Raw genomic sequence first — 17,186 nt, 5'->3', positions numbered from 1 at the left:
AGGCGGCTGACCTCCCGGAGGCGGTTGACGGTTGAGCCTTATTAAGGGTTCTGTTGGCTACGTCGCGGATTGCGCTTCGCTTAGGCCAACACCGCCACCAGATACGGCTTACCAGGCCGTGCGGGCGCCCTGCGCCGGGGGGGGGCGCTGCCCTCCCCCCCCAGGCCGGGCCTGCCCAGGGCCCGCGGGGAGCAGGTGGACGTGTTTCCGCCCCGGGCCAGCCTGCGGGGCGGCCGCGCCGGCTTCAACGAAACCCTGGCACAAGATCTGTCACTGGAGGTGGAGGCCCGGCTGGGGGAGGACATCGGCGGGGATCTGCGACTGACGGTGGCCAAGGTCAAGGCCGGCGAGCTTGAGTTCCAGGACCTGCGGCTCACCGCGGCGGGCAACGAGGCGGCCCATCGGCTGGAATTCGGCGTGGCCGGCGAGCCGCTCGCCGCCGAGCTGTCGCTCACCGGCAGCCTGGGTCCGCAGGGCTGGCAGGGCAGCCTGGCCCGGGCCTGGCTGGATACCCCGCTGGAACGCTGGGCCCTGCAGCAGGCGGTGGCGCTGTCCTGGCGCGAGCAGCGGCTGCGGGCCAGCGCCCACTGCTGGCGCTCCAACGGGGCCAGCCTCTGTTTCGATCCCCTGGTGGCCGGGGCCGACCAGGGCCAGGCCGGGGTCGATATCCGCGACTTCAACCTGGCAAGGCTGGCTCCCTTCCTGCCCGAGGATTTCGCCTGGGAGGCCATGCTCGGCGGCCGGGCGGATCTGCGCTGGCAGGGAAACGAGCCCCGCCTTAATGCCGACATCGCCACCACCCCCGGCACCTTCGTCAGCGGCGACACCCGGCTCGACTACCAGCGCCTGCAACTGCGGGCCGAGATGGCCGGCAACCGGCTGCAGTCGTCCCTGCTGTTTGACTCCGCGGCGCTGGGCAACCTCTCCCTCGACGCCAATGTGGCGGATCCGGGCGGGCGCCGGGCGCTGTCCGGCAATCTCGCCATCCGCGAACTCAAGCTCGACTGGCTGGCGCCGCTGCTGCCGGAGGTGGCCCGGCTGCAGGGCACCCTGGCCGGCCAGGCCCGGTTGGACGGCACCCTGGACGCCCCCCTGCTGTTCGGCGACATCAGCCTGAGCGGCGGCGAGGTGGACACCTATTCGGACATGGTGCAGGTGCGGGACTTCAGTACCCGCCTGAGCGTGAACGGCAACGCCGCCACGATCGATGGCCGGCTGCGGGTGGGCAATGGCCCCCTCAATATCAGCGGCGAGCTGAGCTGGCAGCAACTGCCGGTAAGCGGCGAAATCCGCCTGCAGGGTAGCGAGCTGGAAGCCGGCTACCCGGGCATGGGCCGGGTAAGGGTCAGCCCGGATCTGCAGATCAGCCTGGGCGAGCAGGCCAGGGTGCGCGGCAACATCGTCATTCCCTGGGCGCGGATCGAGGTGAAGGAGCTGCCGGAGAGCGCCGTGTCCAAGTCGGCCGACGTGGTCATAGTGCAGCCTTCCGGCATCATTCCCGACACGACCCCCAGCCTGCCCCTGGACATCCGCATCCAGGTGCGGCTGGCGGAAGACGTGCGGCTGTCGGCCTTCGGCCTCAATACCCGGCTGACGGGCCAGCTGCGCATCACCCAGCCGCCCGGGCGGCCCATGCGCGGCAACGGCGAAATCCGGCTGGTGGACGGTAACTTCCGCGCCTACGGCCAGAACCTGCTGATCCGCGAGGGCAGCATACTGTTCAGCGGGCCCCTGGATCAGCCCAACCTGTCGGTCGAGGCCATCCGTAACCCGGCCACCATGGCCGACAGCAGCATCATAGTGGGGGTCAGGGTGACGGGCAGCGCCACCCAACCCGACATCGCGGTGTTCTCCGAGCCGGAGATGCCCCAGGTGGAGCAGCTGTCCTGGCTGCTGCGCGGGCGGGGCATGGAAGGCAGCGAGAGCGACGGCAACATGCTGGTACAGTCCATGCTGCTCGGCGCCGGGGTGGGCCAGATCGGCGGCATCGTCACCGGTATCGGCGAGGCGCTCGGCTTTCAGGACGTGTCGGTGGATACCGCCGGCGCCGGCGACAGTACCGAGGTCAATATCAGCGCCTATGTGTTGCCGGGCCTGCAGATCGGCTACGGGGTAGGGGTGTTCTCCGCCATCGGCGAGCTGCGGCTGCGCTACGAGCTGCTGCCCAGGCTCTACCTGCAGGCCACCAGCGGCCTGAGCCAGGCCATCGACCTGTTCTACAAGTTCGAGTTCTAGAGCACCGGGCGCTCAGGCCCGGCGCCCTTTGCAGGCTTGCGCCTTGCCGGTGGAGCGCAGGCGGCCCGCCTGCCTTCGCGCGCAGCGCGAACCCTCGGACTGGCCCACCACACCGTGGCCTTAAAAAGGCGCGAGGCAGAACAGGCATCGCGGGTTGGGCTGTGCCTTCGCCCACCTCGGTGCCGCTTTTATGCGGGCGGGCCGCCCGCGCCCCAAGTGTCGCGGCCGGGTGTGAAACGAGAGGGCGCCTTGGCCGGCGGGAGCGGGAAGTCGGAAGCGACGGAAATCTTCCGGCTTTCAGCTTCTGGCTTTCAGCTTCCGGCTTCCAGCTGGTAAAGTAGGGGCTTGTTGATGGCTTCCGGCCCGTGAGTTTCCGCCCTATTATGATGTCTCAGCCCCTGCTGCAACAGGAACGCCTGGCCAAGATCATGCTGGCCTGCGCGGCCTGCTACGCCCTGTTCGGCATGCACCTCTACCTGCCCCATCTGTTCGGCATTGGTTTGCAGCTGCCCTTCAACGTGGCGGGCTGGTTCTTCATCGGGCTGATGACGGCCGTGGGCCTCTGGCACTGGCACCGTCGCCGCCTGCTCACCAGCCGTTTCTGGCTGGGGCTGCTGGCGGCCAGCGGCCTGCTGTGGCTGCCCTTCTTCTACCTGCACAACAACTCGGTGGCCGGCCACGCCCTGCCGCGCATGCTGGGGCTGACCGGCGGCCTGCTGTTCTACCTGGCCCTGCAGCAGTGTCGCTTCAACGCCCGCGGCCGGCGCTACCTGCTGTATTGCCTGCTGCTGGCGGTGAGCGTGGAGATCCTGCTGGGCATGGTGCAGTTCTTCCTGCTGGAGCCGGGCAACTGGTTCGGCTATAACACCGAGGTGCGCTCCCCCTATGGCATTTTCCAGCACCGCAACGTCATGGCCAGCTTCGTGGTCACCGGCATGGTGCTGGCGGTGTATCTGTGGCTGAACGAGGCCAAGTCGCCCTGGCGGCCCTTTTTGCTGAAGTCGGCCTGGTTTGCCGCCGTGCTGGGGGCGGGGGCGGTGCTGGTGGTGCTGCTGCAGTCCCGGGCCGGCCAGCTCGGCCTGCTGCTGGGGCTGGGACTGATGCTGCCGCTGGTATGGCAGACCCTGATCAAGACCCGCTCCAAACGGCTGCTGGCCAGCCTGACCCTGATCCCGCTCGGCATACTGGCGGGGGTGTTCGGGCTGGAGGCCTTCGAGATGAGCAAGCGCAGCCTGAACATCTACACCCAGGCCGACGGCCGTTTCGACATCTATGCCCATGGCCTGCGCATGTGGCTGGACAAGCCCTGGTTCGGCCATGGCTACGGCGGCTTCGAGTCCGCCTTTTACCAGACCTACGCCCAGTGGCGGGAGCAGAACGGGGCCGATGCCCTGTTCACCGAGATGGGCCATCCCCACAACGAATTCCTGTTCTGGGCCATCGAAGGCGGCCTGGTGCCGCTGCTGGGGCTGGTGCTGATCACCGTTTTGGTGCTGCGGCTGCTGCACCGGGTGCCCTTCGCCCAGGCCCTGGCCTGGGTGGGCATACTGACGCCCATTTTCATCCACAGCCAGACCGAGTTTCCCTTCTACCACTCGCTGCCGCACTGGGTTATGGTGCTGGTGCTGATCTTCGTGATCGATGCGGAGTACGGCCAGCGCCGGCTGCTGGCGGCGCCCCCGGCCTGGAGCCGCTGGCCGGTGCGGGCCTGGAGCCTGGGCCTGATGCTGTTTATGGCCACCGGGCTGTACGCGGGCCAGCAGTTGACCCGCTACGCCCAGCACGAGGGGCGCGGCGAAGCGGAGCTGAAGGCGGTGGTCAATCCGCTGATCTGGTACGACAGGGTCGCCTTCTACCGCCATCACTGGCAACTGAAGAAGGCCTTGCTGGTCCGGGATGGCGAGCAACTGCTGGACTATGCCGGCTGGGCCCGCCGTTTCCTCACCCACACGCCCCGGGCGGGCATCTACTACAACGCCTACCTGGCGCTGACGGCGGCCCGGGCGTCGGAGCAGGCCGAGCAGCTGCTGGCCGAGGCCCGGCGCCTTTATCCCAATGTGCAGCTGTTGCGTCCTTCCAGCATCAAGCGGGCGCTGGAGCGGCTGGAGCAGGTGACACCCCAGATGTCCCCGGCCGAGCTGAACGACTTTATTCCCCTCTACGACAACCTGCGGCCGGCCATCGGCGGAGCCTACTAAAGCTGGAAGCTTCCTGGGGCGCGGGCGGCCCGCCCGCATAAAAGCGGCACCGAGGTGGGCGAAGGCACAGCCCAACCCGCGATGCCTGTCCTGCCGTGAGCCTTTTTAACCCCGTGGCGTGCCATGCCAACCCGAGGGTTCGCGCTGCGCGCGAAGGCAGGCGGGCAGCCTGCGCTCCTGAAAAGCTTCCCGCTTCCCCCCCGTCAGGCCAGTTTGAAGCGGGCGATCTGCTCCTGCAGCTCGCCGCCGAGGCGGGCCAGGCTGACGCTGGTAGCGGCGGTTTCCTCGGTGGCGGCGGCGGACTGCTCGGCCACGTCGCGGATATTGGACACGCTGCGGTTGATTTCCTCCGCCACCGAGGTCTGCTCTTCGGCGGCGGTGGCGATCTGCTGGCTCATCTGCTGGATGCTCGACACCGAGCCGTTGATCTCGTCCAGGGAACTGCCGGCCTGGCGGGCCGCCGCCACCGTGCTGTCGGCCAGCTGGCGGCTGGCGTCCATGGTGGTCACGGCGCCCTGGGCCCCTTGTTGCAGGGCACCGATCAGCCCCTCTATTTCCACGGTGGATTCCTGAGTGCGCCTGGCCAGGGCCCGCACCTCGTCCGCCACCACCGCGAAGCCCCGGCCGGCGTCGCCGGCCCGGGCCGCCTCGATGGCCGCGTTGAGGGCCAGCAGGTTGGTCTGCTCGGCGATGCCCTTGATCACGTCCAGCACCGTGCTGATGTTGCCGCTGTCGTGCTTCAGCCGCTCTATGGCTCCGGCCGATTCCTCGATTGACCGGGCCAGGCTTTCGATGCGGCCTATTGCCTGCTGCACCACCTGGGCTCCCTGCCGGGCCTGGCCGTCCGCTTCCTGGGCGGAGCCGGCGGCGGCCTCGGCGCTGCGGGCCACTTCCAGCACGGTGGCGGTCATCTGGTTCATGGCGGTGGCCACCTGCTCGGTGTCCATCTTCTGCTGGGTGACGCCGGCGCTGGTCTGCTCGGTGACGGCGGACATCTCCTCGGTGGCGGTGGCCAGTTGTTCGATGCCGGAAGTCAGCCGGGTGAGCAGGTCGCGCAGGTTTTCGGTCATGTGCTGCATGGCCTGCATCAGCTGGCCCAGCTCGTCCCGGCGATCGCTTCGGATATTGCGGGACAGGTCGCCGGCGGCGATGGTGCGGGACAGCGCCACCACCTGGTGCAGCGGCGCCACTATGCTCTGGGTGATCAGCAGGGCGATCAGGATGCCGGCGGCGAAGACCACACCGGTGGACACCAGCATGATCAGCCGGGCTTCATCGCCGTTTTGCTGCAGTATGCCGACCTGCAGTTCCGTCGCCTTGCCCGAAGCGGCGAGGGCCTGGCGGGCATGGCCGACCATGTCGGCTTCGGTGTCGAGCAACTGGCTATAGCCCTGCTGCAACCGCTCGAAGCTCTGCCGGTAGCGGCCCAGCTCGGCCAGGGCGGCGTCGACCAGGGCGGCGGCGGCATCGGCGCCGAGGCGTTCGCTCAGGTTGCGGCCCTGGTAGTTGTTCTTGAGCACATTGGCCTTGGTCGCCAGATCCTGCAGTTGCTTGAACACCTCGTCGGCATAGAGCGGGTTGCGGTTGCTGACGTAGTTCTTTTCCGCCTGGCGCACCATGAGTACCGCCTTGCTCAGCACATTGGCCTGGCCGGCCACGTCCAGCATCCGCAGGCCGTTGGTCTCGCCGATGCTCCTGAGCTGGCGGATGGCTTCGCTGCTCAGCCTGAACTCCAGCTCCTCGAACCGCTCTATGGCCTGGCGGGCGCTGCTCTCCAACTGCTGCTGGGCGTCGTCCGCGGCCTGCTGGTGCTGGCGCAGGCTGGCCAGGGCGCCCTTGTAGCTGCCGAGGTACTGCTGCAAGCTGCCTATCTGGGCCGCGACCTCGGGATAGCGCAGTATCTTGTGGATCTCCTCGCTCAGCTCGGCGGCCTGGCGGCTTTGCTCCAGTGCACGCTCCATGTATTGCTCGTCATGGCGCAACAGGTAGTCCTTTTCGCTCCGACGGGCCTCGAACACCAGGGCTTCTATCTGGGCGACCTGTACCAGGCGTTCGATCAGGTACTGGATAGTCTGCATCCGGCTGTAACTGAGCCAGGCGCTGAGCAGGGAGATCAGCAGTACTACCCCGAACCCGAAGATCAGCTTTTTACGTACGCTCATATCGACGATAAAACGTAAAGCATTCATGAAGATATCCTTAGACGCTGTTGAGATTTACAGTGCTCGGCCCAAGCGTACAGCTCCGCCCTTGCCACTCGACTCCGTAGCCGGCGCTTTAGCCGCCGGGGATATCGCGCCTGGCCCGCAGGCCTTCGTCGTTTGCCGTCTTGCGCCACGTAAACGGGCGCCTACTGGCAAAGGTACAACGATCGAAAACATGCCCTTTCACAGCAGAATTGCCTGTTCCACCATCTCCACGCCGGCCAGACAGTTACGCCTGCGCTAACCATATCGGCCTGCCCGGGCAAAAGCTTAGTTTTTTGTCTCTTAAAGTTTCATCTGGCACTTTTTGCCCCCGCTTTTTTTAGCTGGATCACAAAGCTGAAACGTTTTAGCTGGAAGTCGTTGTCTGGCTAAATCGGTTTAGCTATGGTGCATCCATCAAGCACGAGCGGAGAAAATGATGTCTGTGATTTATTGCCTGGGTGATGGTGTGATGGACTTGCTGCCGGCCGAAGGCGGCCAGTTGCTGCCCTGTGTGGGCGGAGCACCGGCCAACGTGGCCGTGGGCATCCGCCGGCTGGGCGGGGCCTCCGCCTTCGTCGGCCGTCTGGGCCGGGATCCCTTCGGCGACATGATCATCGACACCCTGGCACGGGAGGGCGTCGCCACCTCCTGGGTACGGCAGGATGCGCGGCTGCCCACCAGCTCCACCCTGGTGGCGCTGGATGCCCGCGGCGAGCGCAGCTTCTTCTTCCTGGCCCAGCAGTCGGCGGATCAACTGCTGGCGCCGGCCGACCTGCCCGAGTTCAAGGCCGGCGACTGGCTGCACCTCTGCTCCCTGGCGCTGACCGCCGAGCCGGTGCGGGGCACCACCCTGATGGCGGTGCGCCGCATCCGCCAGGCCGGCGGCTTCGTCAGCTTCGATGCCAATATCCGCCTGAGCCGCTGGCCGGATGAAGCCAGCCTCAAGGCCTCGCTGGAACGCATTATTCCGGAAGTGGACCTGCTCAAGCTGTCCGGCGAAGAAGCCGAACTGCTCACCGGCCACGCCGATCCCAACCTGGCCATGACGGCCCTGGAAAACGAATACCGGTTGCCTTTTGTGCTTATTTCCCTGGGCGCAGAAGGTGTACTGGCCTCCCTCAAGGGGGAGCGACTGTGGCAGCCCGCCTTCGCGGTGGAAGCTGTCGACACCACGGGGGCGGGAGATGCCTTTATGGCCGGCCTGCTGGCGGGCCTGGCCACCTACCCCCAAGCCGATAAGGCGCAATTCGCCACCGTACTGACCCAGGCCCAGGCCTGTGGCGCCCAGTGTTGCCTACGACTGGGTGCCATGGCGGCCCTGCCGGATACGGCGGCGATGGAAGCCTTTATCGCCCACAACCTCACTCTCGTTTAATTGCAGGAGAAGAAAATGACAAGGAAAGCATTATTGTTAGGTTTACTGGTGGCAGGGACCGCGGCCACCGCCAATGCCGAAGTGACCTGGGAAGGCAACAAAGGCCGCCTGAGCCTGGGCGGCGATGTGGAATTCGACATCAACGCCGCCAACAAGCAGGAAGACAGCAACCTCTACCGCAACGACGGCCGTGACGACCGCTGGGATCAGACCGGCCGGCTGCTGCTCGACATCTCCGGGGAGCGGGTCGCCGACTCCGGTGCCTATGCCAAGTTCAAGGCCCAGCCCACCCTGGGCAGCAGCGGCGGTGTGGGCTCGGATGACGCCTGGTTTGCCTTCGGCCGTGACGATGTGGGCGAGATGAAGATCGGCCGCTTCGAGGCGCTGGATCTGTTCCCCCTGGGCCAGGACGTGTTCGTGGAGCACTCCGGCGACACCTCCTCCGGCCTCTACACCGACGGCTCCGCCTACCTGTACATGGCCAAGGAAGCCCGCGGCCGGGCCGGCGATGCCGGTCACGTCATGGTCAGCCGCCAGCTGGGCGATGTTTACCTGGAGCTGGCCACCCTGTTCGGCAACCGGCTGGATCTGTTCAACGGCGCTCAGTATCACGGCTTTAACTTGACCAAGGAGAAGGACTCCATCGTGGTGCGGCCGGCGCTGCGCTGGCAACTGGGCGACTTCAGCTGGGCGCTGGGCGCCGAGCACAACCTGATCAAGGACGCCATCGTCGACGAGCGCGGCCGTGACGTGTCCGACCGCACCGGTTACGGCACCACCTTCGGCTGGCAGTCCGGCCTGATCAAGGCCAACCTCAACGCCGCCTACCTGGATGCGCACCGGGAGGAAAACCTGACCCTGGGCGCCAACGTGCTGTTCGACAAGTTCGGCCTGGGCTATATCTACGGTCGCAACAAGATAGACGACGTCAACCCGGCGTCCGAGCACGCCAGCTACCTGGTCGGCACCCAGAAGAGCAACACCGTCTATACCTCCTACCGGTTCGACAACGTGCTGGATCTGGACAACTTCGGCATCCTGCTCGGCGCCTACTGGTCCGACTTTGATGTGGAAGAGTCCACCGTCGCCACCGACCGCTACGGAGCCCGGGTGCGCTTTAAGTACGTGTTCTAATCTTTATGGGGACGGCGCTCGTCCCCATCCTTGTTTTTGTAATGGGAACTCGCTGTTATGAATATTGAAGCCATTGCCAAAGGACTGCTGCCATTGCTGGGCGGCAAGGAAAACCTCGTCAGTGCCGCCCATTGCGCCACCCGGCTGCGGCTGGTGCTGAGCGACGACAGCCTGGTCGACAAGGCCGCCATCCAGGAGCTGGAGGGGGTGAAGGGCTGCTTCGCCAACGCCGGCCAGCTGCAGGTGATCTTTGGCACTGGCCTGGTCAACAAGGTGTACGCGGAGTTCACCAAGGTCGCCGGCCTGGGTGAAACCAGCAAGGCGGAGCTGGTGGACGCGGCCGCCGCCAAACTCAATCCGGCCCAGCGCCTGGCCCGGACCCTGTCCAATATTTTCGTGCCCATCATCCCGGCCATCGTCTCCGCCGGTTTGCTGATGGGCCTGCTCGGCATGGTGCGTTCCTACGGCTGGGTGTCCCCCGAGAGCGCCCTGTTCATCATGCTCGACATGTTCAGCTCGGCCGCCTTTATCATACTGCCGGTGCTGATCGGCTTTACCGCCGCCCGCGAGTTCGGCGGCAACCCCTACCTGGGTGCCACCCTGGGCGGCATCCTCACCCATCCGGCCCTGACCAACGCCTGGACCGTGGCCGACGGCTTCAAGACCATGGAATTCCTCGGTATGGAAGTGGGCATGGTCGGCTACCAGGGCACCGTGTTTCCCATGCTGCTGGCGGTGTGGGTGATGAGCCAGGTGGAAAAACGCCTGCGCAAGGTGGTGCCCAACGCCCTGGATCTGATCGTCACCCCCTTCCTCACCCTGCTGATCGCCGGCTTCGTGGCCCTGCTGTTTGTGGGGCCCCTCGGCCGTGGCCTGGGTGACGGCATCTCGCTCGTGCTCAGCACCCTCTACGATCACGCCGGCTGGCTGGCGGGCCTGGTGTTCGGCGGCACCTATTCGGCCATCGTGATCACCGGCATCCACCACAGCTTCCACGCCATCGAAACCGGGCTGCTGACCAACCCGGCCATCGCCGTCAACTTCCTGCTGCCGATCTGGGCCATGTCCAACGTGGCCCAGGGCGGCGCCTGCCTGGCGGTGTATTTCAAGACCAAGGACGCCAAGCTCAAGGCCATTACGGTGCCGGCCGGCGCCTCCTGCCTGCTGGGCATCACCGAAGCGGCCATCTTCGGGGTCAACCTGCGCTACGGCAAGCCCTTCCTGGCCGGCCTGTTCGGCGGCGCCCTGGGCGGCGCCTACGTGGTGGCCTCCAAGGTGGGCATGACCGCCGTGGGCCTGACCGGCCTGCCGGGCCTGGCCATAGTGCAGCCCGCCTCGCTGCTGAACTACGGCATCGGCATGGTCATCGCCTTCGGCGCGGCCTTCACCGCCTCCACCCTGCTGAAGTACAAGCTGGACTGAGAAAGTCGGGTGGCCGACAAGGTTTCGTGCCGGCTCTTCCCGTAGTCCGTAGGCGCCCGTTTACGTGGCGCAAGGCGATAAACGGCGGGGCCTGCGGGCCCGCCGTTGCGTTTCCCGGCAGCTAAAGCGCCGGCTACAGGAGCGAGGAGCGTGCTGGTCATCAAGTTGAGAGGAGATATGGCAATGACCGAAAAGCAGTGGCTGAACAGGCTGAGCGAGGCCTTGCTCGGGGGGCTGAACCGGGCCGAGGGGGATCCCCATCGGCCCGGTTGGCATATCGCCGCCCCGGTGGGCCTGCTCAACGATCCCAACGGCTTTATCCAGTTTGACGGCCGCTACCGGCTGTTCTACCAGTGGAACCCGCTGGCCTGCGCCCACGGCGCCAAGGCCTGGGGCCAGCTGGTGTCGGACGACCTGGTGCACTGGCAACACCTGGGCCTGGCCCTGGCCCCCACCGAGGACTACGAGCGCAACGGCTGCTACTCCGGCTCGGCGGTGGACAACAACGGCGAGCTGACCCTGATCTACACCGGCAACGTCAAATACGACCGGGAACGGCGCACCGCCTTCCAGTGCCTGGCGGTGGAGCGGGAATTCGGTGAGTTCGAAAAGCTGGGCCCGGTGCTGGGGTTGCCCGAGGGCTATAGCGGCCATGTGCGGGACCCCAAGGTATGGTGGCACGACGGGCGCTGGTGGATGGTGCTGGCGGCCCAGAGCCAAGACGGCCAGGGCAAGGTGCTGCTCTACCAGAGCCCAGATCTGCACCACTGGCAGCAAACCGGGGTGCTGGCCGGCAGCGGTGAGGGGAATATCGGCGAGTTCGGCTATATGTGGGAATGCCCGGATCTGTTCGAGCTCGGCGGACGCCAGGTGTTGATTTGCTGCCCCCAGGGCCTGCCGGCCGAGGCCGAGCGCTACCAGAACCTGTACCAGTGCGGCTGGCTGGCCGGCGAGCTGGACTGGCACAGCGGCCGCCTGGCCCACGGCGATTTCCACGAGCTGGATCTGGGCTTCGAATTCTATGCCCCGCAGACCACCCTGGATGAACAGGGCCGGCGCCTGCTGATCGGCTGGCTCGGCCTGCCCGACGACAACGAGCCGGCCCAGCCGACCCGGGAATACGGCTGGATGAACCAGCTCAGCTGCCCGCGGGTGTTGAGTTGGCGCCAGGGCCGGCTGTACCAGAACCCGGTGCCCGAGCTGGCCGCCCTGCGCGGCGAGGCGCTCCGCTGGCAGGGGCTGGCGGTGCAGGCGCCCCGGCTGCAGGGCGGGCGGGCCGAGCTGGAACTCGACGTCAGCGGCGAGGTGCGGCTCTACCTGGGGCAGGCGGCGGTGCTCACGCTGAACGCCGACGGCCTGGAGCTCCGGCGGCTGAACTGGCGCAGCGGCGAATGGGAAAGCCGGCGCTGGCGCGGACAGGTGTCGGATCTGCGGCTGCTGCTCGACAGCTCCAGCATCGAACTCTTTATCAACGGCGGGGAGGCGACGATGTCGGCCCGTTATTTCCCGGGGGCCAATCCCGAGATCCGCTGGGGCGGGGCGGGAGAAATCCGCTTTTGTTACTGGCCTCTGGGCTCGGCTTGGGTAGAATGACCGCAACAGCCGACATAACGACAAGCCCGTGGATAAAAAGAAACTGACCATCGCCCGGCTGGCGGAGCTGGCCGGCGTGTCCAAGGCCACCGCCAGCCTGGTGATGAACGGCAAGGCCGGCCAGTACCGCATTGCCGACGAAACCCGCGAACGGGTGATGGCGGTGGCCAGGCGCTACCAGTACCAGCCCAACCTCCATGCCCGCGCCCTGGGCTCCCGCCGCAGCCATACCCTGGGGCTGGTGATCCCCGATCTCACCAACTTCGGCTTTGCCAGCATCGCCAAGTCGCTGGAATCCCGTTGCCGGCAGGCCGGGCTGCAACTGCTGATCGCCTGTTCCGACGACGATCCCGAACTGGAACAACAGGTGGTGGCGGGGCTGGTCCAGCGCCAGGTGGACGCCCTGATCGTGGCCTCCAGCGCCAGCGACGACGCCGTCTATCGCCAGTTGACCGAGCGGCTGCCGGTGATCCAGCTCGACCGCCATATCGGCCAGTCGACCCTGCCGCTGGTGATCTCCGACGCCTGCCGGGCCACGGCGGAGCTGGTGCAGTCCATGGCCCTGGGGCAGGAGGCGGTGTATTTCCTGGGCGGACAGCTGGCGCTGTCGCCCAGCCGCCACCGCCTGGCGGGCTACGAGCTGGGTCTGCAGCGGGCCGGGATCGAAGCCAGGCCGGAGTGGATCTGGATGGCGGACTATCGCCCGGTGTCGGGGTATTGCATGATGGAGCAGCTGCACCGGGAGCTGGGCCGGTTGCCCGGGGCCCTGTTTACCGCTTCCTTTACCCTGCTCGAGGGGGTGCTGCGCTACCTCAACGAGCACCATCTGCTGGCCGAGCCCATCCGGCTCGGCACCTTCGACGATCACGAGCTGCTCGACTGCCTGCCGATAGCGGTGGATGCGGTGGCCCAGGACTGCGAGGCCCTGGCGGGGGCGGCCTTCGAACTGTGCAGCCTGCTGCTGCAGGGGGAAACCCCGGTCCAGGCCGCCCACGTGGTGCCGACCAGGGTTCACTGGCGCAGCCGCGCTCAGCGCGAGGCGTAATCGCCGCTACGGGACAGGGAGGCGACCAGCAAGCGGGCTTCGTCGACGGAGTGGAGCTGCTCGACCAGCACCTCGTCCTGCTGCCAGTCGACGCGGGTGCCGGTGGCGGCGTAGAGCTGCGCGTTCAGGCTGTCGGGGGTGATCCGCTCCTGCAGCTCGGCCTTGCCGCCCGGCAGGTAGATGGTGCCGTTGGAGAAATCGACCGCGAAGGCCACCACCCCGGGCACGATAAAGAACAGCAGGCCGATGCCGTTGGCGATGGCCACGACCGGATCGATGCGACCGCTGATCTGGCCCTTGCGTTCGGGATAGAAGATGGTGCCGCAGGCGGCCAGCTGGGTGGTGAGCACCCCGGCCAGGGCCAGCGCCAGCGACTTTTGTTTGAGCCCCGTCATACAGTTACCTCATGTGGTTAAACGCCGCCCCAGTTTATACGATAACGGTATTATCTGAATCCGTTTTTGAGGGGCTGTGACAGTGGCTGGCGCCGGTGCGGCCGGCCAGGAGGGGGAGGGAGAAAGGCGCTAACGTAAGGCATAAGGCCTTACGTTAGCGGATATTCAGGCCTTGAACAGCCGGTGGAAGGCCTCGGCGTGATCCTGGCTGGCCTGTTGCTTGTCGTCGAAGGCCCGGGTGACCTCATCCAGGGAGCAGGCTTCCTCCCTGAATTCCTGCACCTTGCGATCGTAATGGTCGCACGCCTCCTTCAGTTTCGCCCTTTTGTCCTGCAGTTCATCCCAGGCGTCTTTGGTCGCTTCGCTGTACTTGGCCATAGGGTACCTCCTGTGTGGTTGAGCCCCTAAAGTGTAGTACGGGGTATTGGGGTTGGGGTGGTCCGTTGCAAGGAACCCTTTGGGGCGCGGGCGCTCCGGGTGGGTGGGCTATTGCAAGGAGCCTTGGGGCGCGGGCGGCTCGCCCGCATGGAGTGTTGCGCCTGTGGTCTGGCGGTGGTGCCGGGCCCGGGGGTTCCCGCTTCGCGGGAATGCAGGCGGGCCGCCTGCGCTCCGGGTTGGGATGGTCCATTGAAAGTGGCCAGACAGAGAAGGCCGGAAAGCAAAAAGCCCACCTTGCGGTGGGCTTTTCAGGATGATTTGGTCGGCGTGAGAGGATTTGAACCTCCGACCCCTGACACCCCATGACAGTGCGCTACCAGGCTGCGCTACACGCCGAAATCGTCGTTGTGTCGACGGGGACGGATTCTAGGGAAGTGGCCGGGGGCTGTCAACACCCGTGCCGGCCACCGTGGTGCGTTTGCCTGCTATTTGCGCACTAGCGGGTAAATTGCATCCGCTGGCCGAAGGCCTGCTCGCTGACCTGGCCGTTCTGGTAGGCGATTTGGCCGTTGACCAGGGTGGTGTCGACCCGGCTCTTCAGGGTGGTGCCCTCGAGCGGCGACCAGCCGCAGTGGTAGAGCAGGTTGTCCTTGCTTACCGCCGTGCGGTCGTTGAGGTCGAACAGCACCAGATCGGCGAAATAGCCTTCGCGGATATAGCCTCTGTCCTTGATCTGATAGCGCTCGGCCACCGCGTGGGAGGTCTTGCGCACTATGGTCTCCAGGCTGAAGATGCCCTTGTGGTAGAACTCCATCAGCATCGGCAGGGCGTGCTGGCACAGGGGCAGGCCCGAGGGCGCGCCGAAGTAGGAGTTTTGCTTGTCGACCCAGGTGTGGGGCGCGTGGTCGGTGGCGATGATGTCGATGATGTCCTGGTTGACCGCGTCGATCAGTGCCTGCTGGTCGGCGGCGGTCTTGATCGCCGGGTTGCACTTGATCTGGGCGCCCAGGCGCTCGTAGTCGGCCTCGTTGTAGAACAGATGGTGCACGCACACTTCGGCGGTGATGTTCTTGTCCTTCAGCTCGGCCAGGGAGTGGCTGGCGGTGAAGTGGCTCATCTCCCGGGCGGTGGTGAGGTGCAGCACGTGCAGCTTGGACTGGTAGCGCTTGGCCAGGCTCACCGCCAGGGAAGAGGACAGGTAGCAGGCCTCGGCGCTGCGGATATGGCCGTGCTCGCTGAAGGGCACGGCGTCGCCGTACTTGGCGCGGGCCAGCTCTTCGTTGCGCTTGATGGTGGGCGAGTCTTCGCAGTGGGTGGCGATGAGCACCGGGCTGTCGCGGAAGATGCCGGCCAGGGCCGCTTCGCTGTCGACCAGCATATTGCCGGTGGAGGCACCCATGAACACCTTGACGCCGCAGGTCTGGTTGGGCTGCAGACGCTGGATTTGCTCCAGGTTGTCGTTGGTGCCGCCCAGGTAGAAGCTGTAGTTGCCGGCGGCCCGGCCCTCGGCCAGCTTGAACTTGGCCTCCAGCGCCTCCAGGGTGGTGGTTTGCGGGTTGACGTTGGGCATGTCCATAAAGCTGGTGGTGCCCCCGGCCACGGCAGCGCGGGATTCTGACGCTATGTTGCCCTTGTCGGGCATGCCGGGCTCGCGAAAGTGTACCTGATCGTCGATCATGCCCGGCAGCAGGTGCTTGCCGGCGGCGTCCAGCACCCGGACTCCGGCGGGAGCGGAAAGGCCGAAGCCAATCTGCTCGATGCGCTCGCCCGCGATCAGCACGTCCTGCACCTGGACACGGCCTTCGTTGACCAGGGTTGCGTTTTTAATCAATAGTTTATTCATTGTGACTTCATTCCTTTGGCAGCTAACAAGGCTATAATAGCGAATCTTGCCCGGGGCCGACAGGCGAAGCCCGGCGATTTACCTCAAGGAGACAGGCAATGGCAGAAGAGACCATTTTCAGCAAAATCATCCGCAAGGAAATTCCCGCCGAGATCCTGTACCAGGACGAACTGGTCACCGCCTTTCGCGATATCCATCCCAAGGCGCCGACCCATGTGCTGATCGTGCCCAACGTGCTGATCCCCACCGTCAACGAGGTGGAGCCCGAGCACGAGCTGGCCCTGGGCCGGCTGTTCACCGTGGCGCGCAAGCTGGCGGCCGATGCCGGCCTGGCCGAGGACGGCTATCGCCTGATCGTGAACTGCAACCGCCACGGCGGCCAGGAGGTTTACCACATTCACATGCACCTGCTGGGTGGCCGCCCCCTGGGCCCCATGCTGGCACGGTGAGGAGAGGCCGATGAAGTTGTTCCGTTCCGGCCTGGTGCTGGCGGCCGCCGTGCTTGGCGGCTGTACCCTGCCCAACCCCTATTCCTCCCAGCCGGCGCCGGTCACCCCGGCCACGCCAGGCACCCAGCCGGCCGCGCCCGTGGTACAGCCACCCCTGCGGCCGACCCCGCCGCCGGTGATAGAGCTGCCCGAGCCGCCGGTGGTCACTCCCTTGCCCGAGGCGCGCAGCGCCAACCTGGATCAACTGGCCGACGGCCTGGCCGCCCGGCTGCGCAACAGCGGCGTGCTCGGCGAGGTGAACGGCGTGGTGCTGCTGGACGAGATCCGCAACCTGGCCGGCAGCCCGGTGGATACCCGCGGCCTGACCGAGCGGCTGCGGGCCAACCTGGCCGGCAGCCTGCGCTTTGCCGACAGCGCCCGGGTCAGTAGCCTGCGTCAGCAACTGGCCTATCAGGATGGCCGGGCCGACATGGCCGCCCTGGTGCGCCTGGGCCGGCAAAGCGGCGCCGACTATGTGCTGTCCGGCAACCTGAACCGCAGCGGCACGGGCTTCAGCCTGCAGGGCCAGCTGATGGAAATCGCCAGCGGCGAGGTGCTCTGGTCCGACAGCGTCAGTGGACGCTGAGCCACTGCTGGCCAGCCTGCCCGCCGACTGGCGGGGGCGGCTGACGCCCCTGGCGGGCGGGCTTACCAACCGCTGCTGGCGGCTGGACACGGACAGAGGCGCCTACTGGCTGCGCCAGGGCTGTGCCGAGCCGGCCGCCCTGGGCATAGACCGGCGGCTGGAGTTGCTTGCCCACCGCACGGCCGCCGCCGCCGGGCTGGCGCTGCCGGTGCGTTTCGCCCGGCCCGAACAGGGCCTGCTGATCCTGGACTGGCGGGACGAGCCGGACTGGCGGCAGCGCCCGCCGGACATGACCCGGCTGATGG

14 protein-coding genes and 1 tRNA gene are annotated in these 17,186 nt (G+C 66.4%); 10 read left to right on the top strand and 5 right to left on the bottom strand.

Annotation, left to right across the window (positions count from 1 at the left end; genetic code table 11):
* Positions 1-195: 195 nt before the first annotated feature.
* Positions 196-2,235, top strand: coding sequence for a translocation/assembly module TamB domain-containing protein (locus CGX12_RS15640; RefSeq protein ID WP_254918316.1), 2,040 nt, complete (start codon positions 196-198; stop codon positions 2,233-2,235).
* A 383-nt stretch (positions 2,236-2,618) separates the two neighbouring features.
* On the top strand, positions 2,619-4,433 hold the full coding sequence (locus tag CGX12_RS15635; RefSeq protein WP_094040783.1) for a PglL family O-oligosaccharyltransferase: 1,815 nt from the start codon (positions 2,619-2,621) through the stop codon (positions 4,431-4,433).
* 203 nt (positions 4,434-4,636) lie between these two features.
* Here CGX12_RS15635 and CGX12_RS15630 read toward each other — a convergent pair whose 3' ends face one another.
* The gene (locus CGX12_RS15630; RefSeq protein ID WP_094040782.1) at positions 4,637-6,622 is read right to left on the bottom strand and encodes a HAMP domain-containing methyl-accepting chemotaxis protein; all 1,986 of its coding nucleotides are present in this window, start codon (positions 6,620-6,622) and stop codon (positions 4,637-4,639) included.
* A gap of 433 nt (positions 6,623-7,055) precedes the next feature.
* On the opposite strand from CGX12_RS15630, the gene CGX12_RS15625 reads away from it, so the two are divergent.
* The 5 genes from CGX12_RS15625 to CGX12_RS15605 all read left to right on the top strand — a co-directional run bounded on the left by CGX12_RS15625 (position 7,056) and on the right by CGX12_RS15605 (position 13,191).
* Positions 7,056-7,997: a PfkB family carbohydrate kinase gene (locus tag CGX12_RS15625; RefSeq protein WP_217898193.1), complete on the top strand. Its 942-nt coding sequence runs from the start codon at positions 7,056-7,058 to the stop codon at positions 7,995-7,997.
* A 33-nt stretch (positions 7,998-8,030) separates the two neighbouring features.
* The gene (locus CGX12_RS15620; RefSeq protein ID WP_176442086.1) at positions 8,031-9,131 is read left to right on the top strand and encodes a carbohydrate porin; all 1,101 of its coding nucleotides are present in this window, start codon (positions 8,031-8,033) and stop codon (positions 9,129-9,131) included.
* A gap of 57 nt (positions 9,132-9,188) precedes the next feature.
* Positions 9,189-10,553 carry a sucrose-specific PTS transporter subunit IIBC gene (locus tag CGX12_RS15615; protein ID WP_094040779.1) on the top strand — a complete coding sequence of 455 codons (1,365 nt, stop codon included), beginning with the start codon at positions 9,189-9,191 and terminating at the stop codon, positions 10,551-10,553.
* A gap of 183 nt (positions 10,554-10,736) precedes the next feature.
* Positions 10,737-12,146 carry a glycoside hydrolase family 32 protein gene (locus CGX12_RS15610; protein WP_094040778.1) on the top strand — a complete coding sequence of 470 codons (1,410 nt, stop codon included), beginning with the start codon at positions 10,737-10,739 and terminating at the stop codon, positions 12,144-12,146.
* 28 nt (positions 12,147-12,174) lie between these two features.
* On the top strand, positions 12,175-13,191 hold the full coding sequence (locus CGX12_RS15605; protein ID WP_094040777.1) for a LacI family DNA-binding transcriptional regulator: 1,017 nt from the start codon (positions 12,175-12,177) through the stop codon (positions 13,189-13,191).
* On the opposite strand, the gene CGX12_RS15600 is transcribed toward CGX12_RS15605, so the two are convergent.
* From CGX12_RS15600 to CGX12_RS15585, 4 genes are all read right to left on the bottom strand, one after another.
* Positions 13,176-13,586 carry a hypothetical protein gene (locus CGX12_RS15600; protein WP_094040776.1) on the bottom strand — a complete coding sequence of 137 codons (411 nt, stop codon included), beginning with the start codon at positions 13,584-13,586 and terminating at the stop codon, positions 13,176-13,178. The two genes, CGX12_RS15605 and CGX12_RS15600, sit on opposite strands and share 16 nt — an antisense overlap.
* 165 nt (positions 13,587-13,751) lie before the next feature.
* Positions 13,752-13,964, bottom strand: coding sequence for a hypothetical protein (locus CGX12_RS15595; RefSeq protein WP_094040775.1), 213 nt, complete (start codon positions 13,962-13,964; stop codon positions 13,752-13,754).
* Between the two features lie 319 nt (positions 13,965-14,283).
* Positions 14,284-14,360: transfer RNA gene (locus CGX12_RS15590), tRNA-Pro, on the bottom strand.
* A gap of 100 nt (positions 14,361-14,460) precedes the next feature.
* A complete protein-coding gene (locus CGX12_RS15585) occupies positions 14,461-15,807 on the bottom strand; it encodes a dihydroorotase (protein WP_094040774.1) in 1,347 nt (448 codons plus the stop codon).
* A 98-nt stretch (positions 15,808-15,905) separates the two neighbouring features.
* On the opposite strand from CGX12_RS15585, the gene hinT reads away from it, so the two are divergent.
* From hinT to CGX12_RS15570, 3 genes are all read left to right on the top strand, one after another.
* Entirely contained in the window at positions 15,906-16,256 is a 351-nt protein-coding gene (gene hinT, locus CGX12_RS15580; RefSeq protein ID WP_094040773.1) for a purine nucleoside phosphoramidase, read from the top strand.
* 10 nt (positions 16,257-16,266) lie between these two features.
* The gene (locus CGX12_RS15575; protein ID WP_094040772.1) at positions 16,267-16,881 is read left to right on the top strand and encodes an LpoB-related protein; all 615 of its coding nucleotides are present in this window, start codon (positions 16,267-16,269) and stop codon (positions 16,879-16,881) included.
* The coding region (locus CGX12_RS15570; protein ID WP_497045592.1) for a protein kinase family protein at positions 16,871-17,186 on the top strand (316 nt) is incomplete at its 3' end. The genes CGX12_RS15575 and CGX12_RS15570, both read left to right, overlap by 11 nt.

Origin of the sequence: Zobellella denitrificans, from assembly GCF_002237365.1 — a bacterium.
GTDB lineage: Bacteria > Pseudomonadota > Gammaproteobacteria > Enterobacterales > Aeromonadaceae > Oceanimonas > Oceanimonas denitrificans.
Note: the sequence above shows the minus strand (reverse complement) of the source record. Positions and strands in the feature narration are given on the sequence as shown.